The organism is Pseudomonas sp. C8002 (genome assembly GCF_013385765.1).
GTDB lineage: Bacteria > Pseudomonadota > Gammaproteobacteria > Pseudomonadales > Pseudomonadaceae > Aquipseudomonas.
Genome location: NZ_JACAPJ010000005.1, coordinates 796,743 through 811,699, shown reverse-complemented (window position 1 = coordinate 811,699; position 14,957 = coordinate 796,743). Strand labels below are relative to the sequence as shown.

17 protein-coding genes are annotated in these 14,957 nt (G+C 59.8%); 9 read left to right on the top strand and 8 right to left on the bottom strand.

Features of this window, described 5'->3' with window-relative positions:
- Window positions 1–158: 158 nt before the first annotated feature.
- Window positions 159–1,358 (bottom strand): tyrosine--tRNA ligase, encoded by a 1,200-nt coding sequence (tyrS, locus tag HX814_RS10390; RefSeq protein ID WP_003210928.1) that lies wholly within the window; start codon window positions 1,356–1,358, stop codon window positions 159–161.
- A 211-nt stretch (window positions 1,359–1,569) separates the two neighbouring features.
- Between tyrS and HX814_RS10385 the strand changes: the two genes are divergently transcribed.
- Together HX814_RS10385 and HX814_RS10380 are read left to right on the top strand one after the other, a co-directional pair.
- The gene (locus HX814_RS10385; RefSeq protein ID WP_003210931.1) at window positions 1,570–2,985 is read left to right on the top strand and encodes a peptidoglycan DD-metalloendopeptidase family protein; all 1,416 of its coding nucleotides are present in this window, start codon (window positions 1,570–1,572) and stop codon (window positions 2,983–2,985) included.
- A gap of 3 nt (window positions 2,986–2,988) precedes the next feature.
- Window positions 2,989–4,080 carry an anhydro-N-acetylmuramic acid kinase gene (locus HX814_RS10380; RefSeq protein WP_008434463.1) on the top strand — a complete coding sequence of 364 codons (1,092 nt, stop codon included), beginning with the start codon at window positions 2,989–2,991 and terminating at the stop codon, window positions 4,078–4,080.
- 66 nt (window positions 4,081–4,146) lie between these two features.
- Here the strand turns inward: HX814_RS10380 and erpA are convergent, their stop codons facing one another.
- Complete coding sequence (erpA, locus tag HX814_RS10375) at window positions 4,147–4,497, bottom strand: iron-sulfur cluster insertion protein ErpA (protein ID WP_003176443.1); 351 nt, start codon at window positions 4,495–4,497, stop codon at window positions 4,147–4,149.
- A gap of 162 nt (window positions 4,498–4,659) precedes the next feature.
- Window positions 4,660–5,694, bottom strand: coding sequence for an N-acetyl-gamma-glutamyl-phosphate reductase (gene argC, locus HX814_RS10370; protein WP_003210935.1), 1,035 nt, complete (start codon window positions 5,692–5,694; stop codon window positions 4,660–4,662).
- A 136-nt stretch (window positions 5,695–5,830) separates the two neighbouring features.
- Between argC and hemJ the strand changes: the two genes are divergently transcribed.
- The 6 genes from hemJ to coq7 all read left to right on the top strand — a co-directional run bounded on the left by hemJ (window position 5,831) and on the right by coq7 (window position 10,361).
- Complete coding sequence (gene hemJ, locus HX814_RS10365; protein ID WP_177008790.1) at window positions 5,831–6,259, top strand: protoporphyrinogen oxidase HemJ; 429 nt, start codon at window positions 5,831–5,833, stop codon at window positions 6,257–6,259.
- Between the two features lie 24 nt (window positions 6,260–6,283).
- Complete coding sequence (locus tag HX814_RS10360; RefSeq protein WP_003210939.1) at window positions 6,284–7,252, top strand: nitronate monooxygenase family protein; 969 nt, start codon at window positions 6,284–6,286, stop codon at window positions 7,250–7,252.
- 63 nt (window positions 7,253–7,315) lie between these two features.
- A complete protein-coding gene (locus HX814_RS10355) occupies window positions 7,316–8,281 on the top strand; it encodes a DUF805 domain-containing protein (protein WP_177008791.1) in 966 nt (321 codons plus the stop codon).
- Between the two features lie 62 nt (window positions 8,282–8,343).
- Window positions 8,344–9,132: an SDR family oxidoreductase gene (locus tag HX814_RS10350; protein WP_177008792.1), complete on the top strand. Its 789-nt coding sequence runs from the start codon at window positions 8,344–8,346 to the stop codon at window positions 9,130–9,132.
- A 46-nt stretch (window positions 9,133–9,178) separates the two neighbouring features.
- A complete protein-coding gene (locus HX814_RS10345) occupies window positions 9,179–9,517 on the top strand; it encodes a histidine triad nucleotide-binding protein (protein ID WP_003210943.1) in 339 nt (112 codons plus the stop codon).
- 196 nt (window positions 9,518–9,713) lie between these two features.
- Window positions 9,714–10,361, top strand: coding sequence for a 2-polyprenyl-3-methyl-6-methoxy-1,4-benzoquinone monooxygenase (gene coq7, locus HX814_RS10340; RefSeq protein ID WP_003210945.1), 648 nt, complete (start codon window positions 9,714–9,716; stop codon window positions 10,359–10,361).
- Window positions 10,362–10,425: 64 nt separating this feature from the next.
- Here coq7 and HX814_RS10335 read toward each other — a convergent pair whose 3' ends face one another.
- Entirely contained in the window at window positions 10,426–10,848 is a 423-nt protein-coding gene (locus tag HX814_RS10335) for an OsmC family protein (RefSeq protein ID WP_003210947.1), read from the bottom strand.
- Window positions 10,849–11,098: 250 nt separating this feature from the next.
- Between HX814_RS10335 and crp the strand changes: the two genes are divergently transcribed.
- Complete coding sequence (gene crp, locus HX814_RS10330) at window positions 11,099–11,743, top strand: cAMP-activated global transcriptional regulator CRP (protein ID WP_017476332.1); 645 nt, start codon at window positions 11,099–11,101, stop codon at window positions 11,741–11,743.
- Here the strand turns inward: crp and HX814_RS10325 are convergent.
- From HX814_RS10325 to HX814_RS10310, 4 genes are read right to left on the bottom strand one after another with little or no spacing between them, the layout of a single operon-like run.
- On the bottom strand, window positions 11,740–12,435 hold the full coding sequence (locus HX814_RS10325; RefSeq protein WP_177008793.1) for a lipoate--protein ligase family protein: 696 nt from the start codon (window positions 12,433–12,435) through the stop codon (window positions 11,740–11,742). The two genes, crp and HX814_RS10325, sit on opposite strands and share 4 nt — an antisense overlap.
- A gap of 2 nt (window positions 12,436–12,437) precedes the next feature.
- Window positions 12,438–13,274 (bottom strand): indole-3-glycerol phosphate synthase TrpC, encoded by an 837-nt coding sequence (trpC, locus tag HX814_RS10320; protein ID WP_063026793.1) that lies wholly within the window; start codon window positions 13,272–13,274, stop codon window positions 12,438–12,440.
- On the bottom strand, window positions 13,271–14,320 hold the full coding sequence (gene trpD, locus HX814_RS10315; RefSeq protein ID WP_003210955.1) for an anthranilate phosphoribosyltransferase: 1,050 nt from the start codon (window positions 14,318–14,320) through the stop codon (window positions 13,271–13,273). The genes trpC and trpD overlap by 4 nt, the downstream gene beginning before the upstream one ends.
- Before the next feature lie 9 nt (window positions 14,321–14,329).
- Entirely contained in the window at window positions 14,330–14,923 is a 594-nt protein-coding gene (locus HX814_RS10310) for an aminodeoxychorismate/anthranilate synthase component II (protein ID WP_003210957.1), read from the bottom strand.
- Window positions 14,924–14,957: the final 34 nt, after the last annotated feature.

Sequence of the window (14,957 nt, the reverse complement as noted above, 5' to 3'; positions counted from 1 at the left end):
TGCCTTACTAACTCCTTCTGGGCCTCGATGATCTGAAGCAGCTCGCTGTCGAAACCTACATAACTCTTTGTTTACCAAGGAGTTTTCCGTTTCGACTGCGCCGGAAGTGGGGCGAATTATAGACAGATATAAAACGCCGTCAACAGTTAATTTCAGGTTTATTCGGATTTAAGCGTAATACGCGCAAATGCCTTCTTGCCGGCCTGGCAAACGTGGGTCGCGCCCAGTTCGTATATAAAGGTGCGATCGACAACCTCACCATCTATACGTACACCGCCAGACCCCAGAAGGTCGCGCGCCACCGCCGAGTTCTTCACCAGGCCCGCCTTATTAAGGACGGCAGCGATCGGCATTGCCTCGCCAGCAGTCAATTCAATCTCAGGCAGATCATCCGGCAGCTCGCCATCCTTCATACGGTTACCCGCAGCACGGTGAGCACTGGCCGCAGCCTCTTCACCATGGAAGCGCGCAACAATCTCTTCAGCCAGCTTGATCTTCACATCCCGCGGGTTAGCCCCAGCTTCCACTTCAGCACGCAATGCATTGATCTCATCCATCGAGCGGAAACTCAACAGTTCGAAGTAACGCCACATCAGCGCATCCGGAATCGAAACCAGCTTGCCGTACATCACACCCGGCGCTTCCTGGATACCGACATAGTTACCCAGGGACTTGGACATCTTCTTGACGCCATCCAGCCCTTCCAGCAACGGCATCGTCAGAATGCACTGAGCCTCTTGCCCATACGCACGCTGCAGCTCACGCCCCATCAGCAGGTTGAACTTCTGATCAGTACCGCCCAGCTCGACATCGGCACGCAACGCCACCGAGTCATACCCTTGAACCAATGGGTACAGGAACTCATGGATAGCGATCGGCTGATTAGTGGAGTAGCGCTTATCGAAGTCATCGCGCTCGAGCATGCGAGCAACGGTGTACTGGGACGTAAGACGAATGAAATCCGCCGGCCCCATCTGATCCATCCAGGTGGAGTTGAAGGCCACCTCGGTCTTGGCCGGATCAAGAATCTTGAAGACCTGGGTCTTGTAGGTCTCGGCGTTATCGAGAACCTGCTCACGGGTCAGCGGCGGACGCGTAGCGCTCTTGCCGCTCGGATCGCCGATCATCCCGGTGAAGTCACCTATAAGGAAGATCACCTGATGCCCCAGTTCCTGGAACTGGCGCAGCTTATTAATAAGCACCGTATGCCCAAGGTGCAGATCCGGCGCCGTCGGATCAAAGCCGGCCTTAATACGCAGGGGCTGGCCACGCTTGAGCTTTTCGATCAGCTCAGCTTCGACCAACAGTTCTTCCGCACCACGTTTGATCAGCGCTAGCTGCTCTTCAACCGACTTCATAACAGACCCGCAAGGCTCAGATTCAAAAGGGAACCAACCATACAAGATCAGGGACTAATTACAAGTTTTGCCCTGCGCACGGACACCGTTCAGCAAGCCCAGCGTTCGCAAGCTTGCACCACAGATGATTTGGTTATATTTTATACAGTTATTTCATCTTCATCATGTCATTCATCTTTTCCAATTCATCTTTTCAAAGTCAAAATTACTTATGACCACAGAACCGTCTAAAGCGCCGCCGCTTTACCCGAAGACCCACCTGCTCGCCGCAAGTGGGATCGCCGCCCTTCTGAGCCTGGCACTCCTGGTATTTCCTTCCAGCGACGTAGAAGCCAAACGAACGACCCTAAGCCTTGACCTTGAAAGTCCGGTTGAGCAACTGACACAAGATCAAGACGCTTCCGACGCACTTCAAGCCACAAATGGCGCAGCCGAATCGCCGTTTGCCCAGATCGAAAGCAGCGCCGAAGACACCAAGGAAACCGCACAGGCCGAACCTGCGGTAGTAGAGGCCCCCAAGAACCCGCTGCACCGGGAAGTCATTGTTGCCAAGGGCGACACCCTTTCGACCCTGTTCGAAAAGGTCGGCCTCCCCGCCGCGACGGTCAACGATGTACTGGCAAGCGACAAGCAGGCCAAGCAATTCACCCAACTCAAGCATGGCCAGAAGCTTGAATTCGAACTGGCGCCCGACGGCCAGTTGACCAACCTGCACAGCAACGTCAGCGACCTGGAAAGCATCACCCTGACCAAAGGCGCCAAGGGCTTTGCGTTCAACCGCATCACCACCAAGCCGGTCATGCGCTCCGCCTATGTACACGGCGTGATCAACAGCTCGCTGTCGCAGTCCGCCGCCCGCGCCGGCCTGTCCCACAGCATGACCATGGACATGGCCAGCGTGTTTGGCTACGACATCGACTTCGCCCAGGACATTCGCCAGGGTGACGAATTCGACGTGATCTACGAACAGAAGGTCGCCAACGGCAAGGTCGTCGGCACCGGCAACATCCTCTCTGCGCGATTTACCAACCGTGGCAAGACCTACACCGCCGTGCGCTACACCAACAAACAAGGCAACAGCAGCTACTACACCGCCGACGGCAACAGCATGCGCAAGGCGTTCATCCGTACCCCGGTTGACTTCGCCCGTATTAGCTCGCGTTTCTCGATGGGTCGCAAGCATCCAATTCTGAACAAAATTCGCGCTCACAAAGGCGTCGACTACGCCGCCCCGCGTGGCACGCCGATCAAGGCTGCCGGTGACGGCAAGGTCTTGCTGGCTGGTCGCCGTGGCGGCTACGGCAACACCGTGATCATCCAGCACGGGGCCACCTACCGTACGCTGTATGGCCATATGCAAGGTTTCGCCAAGGGCATCCAGACCGGCGGCAACGTCAAGCAGGGCCAGGTGATCGGTTACATCGGCACTACCGGGCTGTCCACCGGCCCGCACTTGCACTACGAGTTCCAGGTCAACGGCGTGCACGTCGACCCACTGGGCCAGAAGCTGCCAATGGCCGACCCGATCGCCAAGGCCGAGCGCGCTCGCTTCCTGCAGCAGAGCCAGCCATTGATGGCCCGCATGGACCAGGAGCGCTCTACTCTCCTGGCTTCGGCGAAGCGCTAAGCCATGTCGCTCTATATAGGTGTGATGTCCGGGACCAGCCTTGATGGCTTGGACATTGCGCTGATCGAGCAAGGCCCGGCGATCAAGCTGATCGCCACCCACTACATCCCCATGCCTGAATCCCTGCGTTCCGAGCTGCTTGGCCTGTGCGCCAGCGGCCCGGACGAGATTGCCCGTTCGGCGCTCGCGCAGCAGAACTGGGTGACGCTTGCCGCCCAAGGTATTCACGCCCTACTCGATCAGCAGAACCTCAAGCCCCAGGACATTCGAGCGATTGGCAGCCACGGCCAAACCATTCGTCACGAACCTGCACGGGGTTTTACCGTGCAGATCGGCAACCCGGCACTGCTCACCGAATTGACCGGAATCACCGTCGTCAGTGATTTCCGCAGCCGCGATGTCGCCGCCGGAGGCCAAGGCGCCCCGCTGGTGCCTGCATTTCATGAGGCACTGTTTGGCGAGCGTACGGGCAACCGCGCCGTACTGAATGTGGGCGGCTTCAGCAACCTCAGCCTGATCGAGACCGGCAAACCGGTCGCGGGCTTCGACTGCGGGCCGGGGAATGTCCTGCTGGATGCCTGGATTCACCAGCAACGCGGCGAGAACTTCGACCGCGATGGCCAGTGGGCTGCCAGCGGGAAGGTTGAACCCCAGCTACTCAAGGCATTGCTCAGCGATCCGTTCTTTGTGACCAAGGGGCCAAAAAGCACCGGTCGCGAAGTCTTCAACCTGGGATGGCTTGAGCATCACCTGGGACGATTGCCGCCATTCGCAGCCCAGGACGTGCAAGCCACATTGCTCGAGCTGACTGCCCTGACCATCGTCGAATCCCTGCAAACCGCCCAACCACAGACCGAAACCCTGCTGGTCTGCGGCGGCGGCGCCCACAACGCAACCTTGATGAGCCGCCTGAGCGCCCTGCTGCCGGCGACCCAGGTCAGCAGCACCGCCACCTGCGGCGTAGACCCTGACTGGGTCGAAGCCATGGCGTTCGCCTGGCTGGCCCATTGCTGCCTGGAAGGCATCGCCGCCAACCGCCCCAGCGTCACCGGCGCCCGCGGCCTTCGTGTACTCGGCGCGATCTACCCCGCCTGAATCCCACACAGCAAAACGCCGCTTAGCCCTATCAAGGCCAAGCGGCGTTTTTATATCCGCTGTCGATCAGATCGAGAACGAAGACCCGCAACCACAAGTGGTGGTGGCATTCGGGTTCTTGATCACGAAGCGCGAACCTTCCAGACCTTCCTGATAGTCCACCTCGGCTCCTGCCAGGTACTGGAAGCTCATCGGATCGACAACCAGGCTGACGCCCTCGCGCTCAACGATGGTGTCGTCATCGGCCACGTCTTCATCGAAGGTAAAACCGTACTGAAACCCTGAACAACCGCCGCCCGTAACAAATACGCGCAGCTTCAAGCGATCATTACCCTCTTCATCGACCAGGCTCTTCACCTTGTGCGCAGCACCGTGGGTGAATTGCAAAGCCGTGGGGGTGAAGGATTCAACGCTCATGCTGATAATCTCCCGGCGTAGCGCCGCCATATGCGTGATGGCGGGCATTATCCGCTTCTCCTAGAAAAGCGGTCAACTATTGTTACGGTATATCAATCTGCGCAGCGGCCATTAAAAACACGAAAGGCCCGATCAACGGGCCTTTGCGCAACAGCAGAAAATTTACGGCAGCATGCCCGCGTGGGACAGGCCCAGCTTCTCATCCAGGCCAAACAGGATGTTCATGTTCTGCACAGCCTGGCCCGAAGCGCCCTTGACCAGGTTGTCGATAACCGACAATACCACCACCAGGTCACCATCCTGTGGACGATGCACTGCGATACGGCACACGTTGGCACCGCGCACGCTGCGGGTCTCCGGGTGGCTGCCCGCCGGCATCACATCGACGAACGGCTCATTGGCATAGCGCTTTTCAAACAGCGCCTGCAGGTCTACCGAGCGATCAACGACTGTCGCATACAGTGTGGAGTGGATCCCGCGGATCATCGGTGTCAGGTGCGGCACAAACGTCAGGCCGACATCCTTGCCCGCAGCACGACGCAGCCCCTGGCGAATTTCCGGCAAGTGACGATGGCCTTTGACTGCATAGGCTTTCATGCTTTCCGACGTCTCGGAGTAAAGCGAACCTACAGCGGCCCCACGACCAGCACCACTGACGCCCGACTTGCAGTCAGCAATCAGCCGCGATGCATCCGCCAGCCCGGCTTCCAGCAATGGCAGGAACCCCAACTGCGTAGCGGTCGGATAGCAACCCGGCACAGCGATCAGGCGTGCTTGCTTGATCTGCTCACGATTGACTTCCGGCAGGCCGTACACCGCCTCTTCCAGCAACTGCGGTGCACCGTGAGGCTGGCCGTACCACTTGGCCCACTCATCGGCGTCCTGCAGGCGGAAGTCTGCCGACAAGTCGATCACCTTGGTACCGGCGGCCAGCAACTCGCCCGCCAGGGCATGGGCCACACCGTGAGGCGTGGCAAAGAACACCACATCACACGCGCCCAGGGTCTTGATATCCGGAACGCTGAACGCCAGGCCGTCATAGTGGCCTCGCAGGTTCGGGTACATATCGGCCACAGCCAGGCCGGCCTCGGATCGGGAAGTGATCACCACCACCTCAGCTTGCGGATGCTGAGCCAACAGACGCAGCAATTCGACACCGGTGTAACCCGTGCCGCCGACGATACCGACCTTGACCATAAACCTGCCCTCAACGAACCCACTGGAAAGCCGTCGATAATAGGGTTCGTATCGTCCTGCGACAACCTTCAACATGACGTGTAGACGCAAGAGCCACTACTATCTTCAGCTACCGTGAACCTGGGAATAACTAAAAATGCTTTATCTATGGGTCAAAGCCTTTCATATCGTCAGCATCGTCTGCTGGTTTGCCGCGCTGTTCTACCTTCCGCGCCTGTTCGTCTACCACGCCCAAAGCGAGGACACCATCAGCAAGGAACGCTTCAGCGTGATGGAGCGCAAGCTGTACCGCGGCATCATGGGCCCGGCGATGGTCGCCAGCCTGGTGTTCGGCGGCTGGCTGATCTACCTCAACCCGGCCATCTTTCAATCCGGCGGGTGGATCCACGCCAAGTTGACTCTGGTAGTACTGCTCATTGGCTACCACCATATGTGCGGCGCGCAGGTAAAACGTTTCGCCCGTGGCGAAAACACCCGCAGCCATGTCTTTTATCGCTGGTTCAATGAAGTGCCAGTTCTGATATTGCTGGCTATCGTAATTTTGGTCGTAGTCAAACCGTTCTAATCTCTATTACTCGGGGTACTTCCAATGTCGCTGCCCGCTTCGCTCGAACACAGTCTGCGCCTGCCCGTCGTGGCTGCGCCGATGTTTCTGATTTCCAACCCGCAACTGGTGCTGGCCTGCTGCCGCAACGGGATCGTCGGCAGCTTCCCTGCCCTCAACCAGCGGGAAAGCAGCGGCTTCAAGGCGTGGCTGGAAGAAATCGAAGCGGGCCTGGCGCTGCTGGATAACCCGGCGCCCTATGCGGTCAACCTGATCGTGCACAACAGTAACCCGCGGGTGGAAGCTGACCTGGCGATCTGCGTCGAGCACAAGGTGCCGATCGTCATCACCAGCCTGGGCGCGGTGAAAGAATTGGTAGACGCGGTACATAGCTACGGCGGCCTGGTATTCCACGATGTCACCACCCGGCGCCACGCCGAAAAAGCCGCTGAAGCCGGCGTCGATGGCCTGATCGCCGTTGCGGCGGGTGCCGGTGGCCACGCCGGCACCTGGAGCCCGTTCTCGCTGATCGCAGAAATCCGTCAGTTCTTCGACAAAACCCTGCTGCTCGCCGGTTGCCTGAACCACGGCCACGAAATCCTCGCCGCGCAACTGCTCGGCGCCGACCTGGCCTATTTCGGCACGCGTTTTATCGGCACCACCGAAAGCCATGCCCCGGATGCCTATAAAGAGATGCTGCTCACATCGCGTGCCGCCGACATCGTGCACACTCCAGCCGTCTCCGGTGTTCCCGCAAGCTTCATGCGCCAGAGCCTGGAAAATGCCGGTTTCGACCTCGCCGCGCTGCAAGGCAAGGGTGAAGTCAATTTTGGCTCCAAGCTCAAGCCCCTCAACGACGAAGCCAAAGCCTGGAAGACCGTGTGGTCCGCCGGCCAGGGCGTCGGAGAGATTGATGATTTGCCCAGCGTCGATGAACTCGTGGCCCGCCTGGATGCCGAATACCGCAAGGCGCTCGAGCATGCGGCACAATTGCCTGAACGCTGGCCACGCTGATCCGCGATCCAAAGCCTGCTGATCAAGGCAGGCCTCCCCTATTCAAGTGACAAGGATGCCCGCATGAGCGACAACCGTTTCAAGATTGTGTTTGATGGCGCATTGCTCCCGGGTGTCGAAAGCACCACCGCCAAGCTGAACCTCGCCGAGTTGTTCAAAAGCGATGTCGACGCGATCGAAAAGCTTTTCACCGGCCGCCCGGTCGCGCTGAAACGCGACCTTTCCCGCGCCGATGCCGAGACCTATCTGCAAGCGCTGAAAAACGCCGGGGTGGATGCGCGGATAGAAGAAGAGCAGCCGGTCGCCTTCAGCCTTGCCGAAACCCATGAAACGGACTCCGGCAGCGCGACTGACTACACCCGCCCCGCCGCATCGCCTTACGCCCCGCCCCGGGCCGCGGTTGGCGAGAACCTGCCGGAGTTTTCCACCCTTAAGGTATTCACCGTCAACGGCCGGATCGGACGCCTGCGCTTCCTGGCGTGGACGCTGGTGCTGAGCGTGGTGATCCTCCTCCTCTCAAGCGTGTTCTTCACCGTCGGACTTGGTATCGCTGCGGTCTCTCCGACGATTGCCATGGTCATTGGCTTCCTGGTGGGGATTGCCATACTCGTGGCCGCTGTGTGGGTCAGCGTACAGATCACCGTGCAGCGCCTGCATGACCTGGGCTGGTCCGGCTGGCTGTGGTTCCTGCACCTGGTGCCCTTCGTTGGCAGCATCTTCCCGATCCTGCTGATGGTCCTCCCCGGTAACACGGGCGCAAACCAGTACGGCGCGCCACCACCGCGTAACTCCACTGCGGTGAAAATCCTCTCCGCATTGTGGCTCGCATTCATTCCGCTGGTATTTGCCGGCGCGGTGTTGGTTGGCATGAGCGGCTACCTGGATCAACTGGAAAGCGATGTAGGCGGCAGCTACGAAAGCAGCTCCATCAACTCCGATGACGACAGCGACCAGGCCACCACCGTCGATGAAGTCGATGTGCAAAGTGCTGACGACACAGCCGAACCTGTAGACTCTACGCAACAGTGAAAAACGCCCGACGCCTGTGACGCCTCTGTCACAGGCCCGGTAGCGTTGCGATGGAGAAACGCATGACCCGTTACGCTCTGATCACCGGTGCCTCCAGCGGCATCGGCCAGGCCTTGGCCGAAGCACTGGCCCGTCGCGGCCGCAGCTTGATTCTGGTGGCCCGCCAGCGTGATCAGTTGGAAAGCATTGCAATCGAATTGACTCAGCGCTTCGGCGTCGAGGTGCTGTTCCGTGCCTGTGACCTGGGCGAGCCCCTGCGGCTCTCCGGGTTCCTGCTGGAACTGGAAGAAGGCGAGCGGCAGATCGACCTGCTGGTCAACTGCGCCGGCATCGGTACCAGCGGCCCGTTCCTGGCGCAGGACTGGATGACCGAGCAGGACCTGATGGAGGTCAACATCCTCGCCCTGACCCGCATGTGCCACGCACTCGGCAACGCCATGGCCCTGCACGGCGGCGGGCAGATTCTCAACGTCGCGTCGGTTGCCGCGTTCCAACCCGGCCCATGGATGAGCACTTACTACGCCAGCAAGGCCTACGTGCTGCACTTTTCCGAAGGCTTGCGCGAGGAACTGAAGACCTGCGGCATCAAGGTTTCCGTTCTTTGCCCCGGCCCGACCCGCACCGCATTCTTCGGCACCGCCCAAATGGACACCGCCAAGCCGGATCGCAGCCAACAGTTGATGAGCCCGGAAGAAGTCGCGCTCTACACCGTGCGTGCGCTGGCCAGGAACAAAGCCATCATCATTCCCGGCCGGCGTAATCGCTGGCTGGCGTTCAGCCCGCGCCTGAGCCCGCGCTGGCTGACCCGCAAGATTGCCGGCGCGATCAACAAGGCCTATTGCCCGCGCTGATCGCCTGAGTACACTCACCCTGCACTTTCACAATGGAGAAACAGCTGTGGATACTCTGTTCACCAAGATCATCAACAGAGAAATACCCGCGAAGATCATCTACGAGGATGACCAGGTCCTGGCCTTCCACGACATCGCGCCAATGGCACCCGTGCATTTCCTGGTGATTCCGAAAAAGCCGATCCGCACCCTCAACGACCTCACCGAGGAAGACAAGGCGCTGGCCGGGCATATCCTGTTCACCGCCCAGCGCCTGGCGGTTGAGCAAGGCTGTGAGAAGGGCTTCCGTGTGGTGATGAACTGCAACGAAGATGGCGGACAGACCGTTTATCACATCCACATGCATGTTCTGGGTCAACGCCAGATGAACTGGCCGCCGGGCTGAGCACTACCTGTGGCGAGGCAGCTTGCTGTGGCGAGGGAGCTTGCTCCCGCTGGGCTGCGTAGCAGCCCCAAAAACGAGAGCGCTGCGCACTCCAGCGGGAGCAAGCTCCCTCGCCACACAAGCAATTTGACCCAGCGCAAACGCTTCCCCCTCTCTTGCGGTAAACTGGCCGCCGAGATTCTTCCCGGAGGTCAGCATGACTACCCAACGTCACTACTCGCCGATTGATCGTCTGTTGCTGCAAGCCGATACGGCCATGCGCACGCTGCTGCCATTCAGCGGCCAACCGCACCGCCCGTCGCCCGCCATCGTGCGGCCCGAAGCGCAGATGAGCGAGACCGACACCCGCCACGTCGCCGGCCTGATGCGTATCAACCATACCGGTGAGGTCTGTGCCCAGGCGCTGTACCAGGGCCAGGCCCTGACCGCCAAGCTGCCGCAAGTGCGCGCCGCGATGGAACATGCCGCCGAAGAAGAAATCGATCACCTGGCCTGGTGCGAACAACGCATTCGCCAGTTGAACAGCCATCCGAGCGTGCTGAACCCGCTGTTCTACGGCTTATCGTTTGGCATTGGTGCGGTGGCCGGGCTGATCAGCGACAAAGTCAGCCTGGGTTTTGTGGCCGCCACCGAGCATCAGGTGTGCAAACACCTCAATGAACACCTCGAGCAACTGCCGGCTGAAGACGAAAAGTCCCGGGCGATTCTTGAGCAGATGCGCATTGATGAAGAACATCACGCCGAAAGCGCGCTGGACGCGGGCGGCTTCCGCTTCCCGGCACCGGTGAAATTTGGCATGAGCCTGCTGGCCAAGGTCATGACCAAAAGCACGTACCGCATCTAGTTTCAGCAGAAAACAAAAAAGGGCGCTATCAAGCGCCCTTTCTTTTTGCCTGCCGATTGAAGAATCAGCCCAACTCAATGATCTCGTAATCATGAGTGATGGCAACGCCCGCAGCGCCCAGCATGATCGAGGCCGAGCAGTACTTCTCTGCCGACAACTCGATGGCCCGCTTGACCTGGGCTTCTTTCAACGCCCGGCCCTTGACGACAAAGTGCATGTGGATCCTGGTAAACACCTTCGGGTCTTCGGTGGCACGCTCGGCTTCCAGGAATGCTTCGCAGCTTTCCACCGCCTGGCGGGACTTCTTCAGGATGCTCACCACATCGAAATTGCTGCAACCGCCTACACCGAGCAGGAGCATTTCCATCGGGCGTACGCCCAGGTTGCGGCCACCGGCTTCCGGCGGGCCGTCCATGACCACCACGTGGCCACTGCCCGACTCACCGAGGAACATGGCTTCGCCCGCCCATTGGATGCGTGCCTTCATCGCCCAGACTCCACTGCTAAAAAAGGGTCGCCAGCTTAGCACAGCACTTTGGGCCGGCAGCGTTTCCCATGAAAGCGATCAACAGCAGGGTTTGCTGGGTAAATTCCCTAATGAAGTCAGAATGTGTCTGTTAAGCTGGCGCCAAATCAATGGCGCATTGCCATCCATTGGATGATGTAGCTTAGCCGTTGATCGCGCTGGATAAAAAAACAAGCTCACCAACACCGTGCAGTCTTTTCGGGATACAACCATGGTTGCTATTACTCCCACACCCAAAATCAAGAACCTCGACAAACTGCTGATGCATTGTCAGCGCCGGCGTCATCCGGCCAAGCACAACATCATCTGCGCGGGCGAGCGTTCGGAAACCCTGTTTTTCATTATCAAAGGCTCAGTCACCATCCTGATCGAGGATGACGATGGCCGCGAAATGATCATCGCCTACCTCAATACCGGAGATTTCTTCGGCGAGCTCGGACTTTTCGAGCAAGCGGGCAAGGAACAGGAGCGCAGCGCCTGGGTGCGGGCCAAGGTCGAATGCGAAGTCGCCGAGATCAGCTATGCCAAGTTTCGCGAATTGGCCCAGCAGGACCCCGACATTCTGTACGCCTTGAGCGGCCAGATCGCCCAGCGCCTGAGAGACACCACGCGCAAAGTCGGCGACCTGGCATTTTTCGACGTCACCGGCCGGGTTGCCCGCTGCCTGCTGGAACTGTGCAAGCAGCCGGATGCCATGACCCATCCCGACGGGATGCAGATCAAGATCACCCGCCAGGAAATAGGGCGGATCGTCGGTTGCTCGAGGGAAATGGTTGGCCGGGTGCTGAAGGACCTGGAAGAACGCAACCTGGTGCATGTCAAAGGCAAGACCATGGTGGTCTTCGGTACCCGTTAAACCGTGAGGAAGCTCGCAAGCATCTGGCGGTATAACGTGTCGAGCCGGGCAATCGCGTCTGGCGCAGCAAAGGCTTCGTGCAGGGCGATGTGGCTTTCGGCGCGCACCCGTTGTTCCAGGCCGCATGCTTCATTGAAGCGATTGACCGCGGCGATCAACTCGACGCGATCGTCATCCAGCAGCAACGCACCATGCACCAACCCCACCGGGCGCCCGCCGCTCTGGCGCCAGCGCTGGGCGGTACCGACCATTTTGCGACCATCAAGGTTGACGTTGTAGCGACCGTCGCAAAACGCACCGTCGATCTCGCCCACCGACGCGTTGCCACCCAACTCGATCAGCAGGTCGCAAATCGGCTGGCACAGACGCTGGTAGCCGGTTTCGATACGGCCCTGGTCACCTTCACTGCGTGGTGGCGCGTAGACCAACGCAATATTGACCGTGGCTGCCGATTGCGGAACCGGCTCACCGCCCGTTTCCCGCAGCAGCACCGGCCAACCGGCGTCTGCCGACACCTGGCTGGCGGTCTCGAATGCCGGAAGGCGGCTCAAACGACGAGGCATCACCAACGCTTGATCGCTGGGCTGCCAGAACAGCAGGCCGAACGGTTGCTCGCCGGCACAGACCGCGGCGAGCAAATCCTGCTCGGCCTTAAGGCCTGCCTCGACCGTCATCGCCACCGGCTGGGTCATCATCAATCCAGGGTCGAGCCACTGACGGCAACGCCACGCTCCGGGAAGAACAGGCGCTGCAATTCAGCCCCCGGGTTCTCTGCACGCATGAAGGTTTCGCCGACGAGGAACGAGTACACGCCGCTGATTTCCATCAGTTCCACATCGGCGCGATTGACGATGCCGCTTTCGGTGATCACCAACCGGTCGCGCGGGATGCGCGGCAACAGGTCGAGGGTGTTTTCCAGGCTGACTTCGAAGGTGTGCAGGTTGCGGTTGTTGACGCCCACCAACGGTGTGTCGAGGGTTTTCAACGCGCGTTCCAGTTCATCACCGTCGTGCACTTCCACCAGCACGTCGAGGCCGACGCTCTTGGCCACGGCCGCCAGTTCAGCCATTTTCACGTCATCCAGTGCGGAGACGATCAACAGCACGCAATCGGCGCCCAAGGCACGGGCTTCGACGATCTGGTAAGGGTCGACCATGAAGTCCTTGCGGATCACCGGCAGCGAACACGCCGCACGTGCTTGCTGCAGGTACAGGTCGGAACCCTGGAAGAAGTCGATATCAGTCAACACCGAGAGGCACGTCGCGCCGCCCTTCTCGTAGCTTTTGGCGATGTCTTCAGGGATGAAGATCTCGCGAATCACGCCCTTGCTCGGCGAAGCCTTCTTGATTTCAGCGATAACGGCCGGCTGTTTTTCCTTGGCCTGCTTGATCAGCGCATTGGCGAACCCACGCGGTGCATCAGCGGTTTTCGCCAGGCCTTCCAGCTCAGCCAGGCTGACCCGGGCACGGCGCTCGGCGACTTCTTCTGCCTTGCGGGCCAGGATTTTTTCCAGAACGGTCGGAACACTCATCCTTCATTCTCCACTTTGAACACCGCAGTAAACGCACCCAGTTCTTCGAGCTTTTCGCGCGCCAGCCCGGTATGCAATGCATCATGAGCGAGGGCAACACCCTCTTTAAGACTGTAGGCGTGATCCGCGGCGTACAGCGCCGCACCGGCGTTGAGCACAATCATTTCTGCGGCTTTCTGGCCGTTTTCGGTCTTGCGGCGTCCCAGGGCATCGCGAATCAGTTCAAGGGAGGCGGCCGGGCTTTCTACCGCCAGGCCGTGCAGGCTCTGGCTTTTCATGCCGAGGTCTTCTGGCTCGACCCAATACTCGGTGACCTGGTCGTTCTTCAGCTCCGCCACGAAGGTCGGTGCCGCCAGGCTGAACTCGTCGAGGCCATCCTTGGAGTGCACCACCAGCACGTGCTTGCTGCCCAGGCGCTGCAGGACTTCAGCCAATGGCCGGCACAGCGCCTGGCTGAACACGCCCACTACCTGATGCTTCACACCGGCCGGATTCGTAAGCGGGCCGAGCATGTTGAACAGGGTACGCAGGCCCAAGTCCTTGCGCGGGCCGGCGGCGTGTTTCATCGCGCCGTGATGGGACTGGGCAAACATGAAGCCGATACCGACATGATCGATGCAGCGCGCCACTTGTACCGGGGTCAGGTTCAGGTAGATGCCTGCTGCTTCCAGCAAATCGGCGCTGCCGCTTTTACCCGACACCGCGCGGTTACCATGCTTGGCCACGGTGCAGCCGGCAGCGGCCACCACAAAGGAAGAAGCCGTCGACACGTTGAAAATGTTCGCACCGTCGCCGCCGGTGCCGACCACGTCGACCACGCCGTCGAGGGTCTTGAGTTCAACCTTGTCGGCCAGCTCACGCATGACCGACACAGCGCCGACGATTTCGTCGATGCTCTCGCTCTTCATGCGCATGGCCATCATGAACGCGCCGATCTGCGCGTCGGTGCATTGACCGGTCATGATCTCGCGCATCACATCGCTCATTTCAGCGGTGCTCAGGTCCAGATGGCCGACGATACGGCTCAGGGCAGTCTTGATATCCATGAAAAGTCCTTAGCGCGTGCCGCCGCTCTGCTTGAGAAAGTTAGCGAACAGCTCGAAGCCCTGCTCGGTCAAAATCGATTCCGGGTGAAATTGCACCCCTTCGACGTTCAGTGTCTTGTGACGCAGGCCCATGATCTCGTCGACCGAGCCGTCTTCCAGCTGGGTCCAGGCCGTCAGCTCAAGGCACTCGGGCAGGGTTTCACGCTTGACCACCAGCGAGTGGTAGCGGGTTACCGTTACCGGCAGGTTCAAACCCTGGAATACGCCCTGGTCCTTGTGAAATACCGGGCTGGTCTTGCCGTGCATTACCTGGCGAGCGCGGACGACGTCGCCACCGAAGGCCTGGCCGATGGACTGATGGCCCAGGCACACGCCCAGGATCGGCAGCTTGCCGGCAAAGTATTGGATGGCTTCGAGGGAGATGCCCGCTTCGGTCGGCGTGCACGGGCCTGGGGAGACGACGATGCGTTCAGGGTTCAACGCGGCGATCTGGGCCACGGTCAATTCGTCGTTGCGCACCACCTTGACCTCGGCGCCGAGCTCGCCTAGGTACTGCACAACGTTGTAGGTAAAGGAGTCGTAGTTATCAATCATCAGCAACATGTGGGTTAAAACCTCTTGAATTCACTGACTTCTA

Bases quoted from the DNA above. Each gene is read 5' to 3' on its own strand.
- tyrS (WP_003210928.1), bottom strand. From the start codon at position 1,358: ATGAAGTCGGTTGAAGAGCAGCTAGCGCTGATCAAACGTGGTGCGGAA.
- HX814_RS10385 (WP_003210931.1), top strand. From the start codon at position 1,570: ATGACCACAGAACCGTCTAAAGCGCCGCCGCTTTACCCGAAGACCCAC.
- HX814_RS10380 (WP_008434463.1), top strand. From the start codon at position 2,989: ATGTCGCTCTATATAGGTGTGATGTCCGGGACCAGCCTTGATGGCTTG.
- erpA (WP_003176443.1), bottom strand. From the start codon at position 4,497: ATGAGCGTTGAATCCTTCACCCCCACGGCTTTGCAATTCACCCACGGT.
- argC (WP_003210935.1), bottom strand. From the start codon at position 5,694: ATGGTCAAGGTCGGTATCGTCGGCGGCACGGGTTACACCGGTGTCGAA.
- hemJ (WP_177008790.1), top strand. From the start codon at position 5,831: ATGCTTTATCTATGGGTCAAAGCCTTTCATATCGTCAGCATCGTCTGC.
- HX814_RS10360 (WP_003210939.1), top strand. From the start codon at position 6,284: ATGTCGCTGCCCGCTTCGCTCGAACACAGTCTGCGCCTGCCCGTCGTG.
- HX814_RS10355 (WP_177008791.1), top strand. From the start codon at position 7,316: ATGAGCGACAACCGTTTCAAGATTGTGTTTGATGGCGCATTGCTCCCG.
- HX814_RS10350 (WP_177008792.1), top strand. From the start codon at position 8,344: ATGACCCGTTACGCTCTGATCACCGGTGCCTCCAGCGGCATCGGCCAG.
- coq7 (WP_003210945.1), top strand. From the start codon at position 9,714: ATGACTACCCAACGTCACTACTCGCCGATTGATCGTCTGTTGCTGCAA.
- HX814_RS10335 (WP_003210947.1), bottom strand. From the start codon at position 10,848: ATGAAGGCACGCATCCAATGGGCGGGCGAAGCCATGTTCCTCGGTGAG.
- crp (WP_017476332.1), top strand. From the start codon at position 11,099: ATGGTTGCTATTACTCCCACACCCAAAATCAAGAACCTCGACAAACTG.
- HX814_RS10325 (WP_177008793.1), bottom strand. From the start codon at position 12,435: ATGACCCAGCCGGTGGCGATGACGGTCGAGGCAGGCCTTAAGGCCGAG.
- trpC (WP_063026793.1), bottom strand. From the start codon at position 13,274: ATGAGTGTTCCGACCGTTCTGGAAAAAATCCTGGCCCGCAAGGCAGAA.
- trpD (WP_003210955.1), bottom strand. From the start codon at position 14,320: ATGGATATCAAGACTGCCCTGAGCCGTATCGTCGGCCATCTGGACCTG.
- HX814_RS10310 (WP_003210957.1), bottom strand. From the start codon at position 14,923: ATGTTGCTGATGATTGATAACTACGACTCCTTTACCTACAACGTTGTG.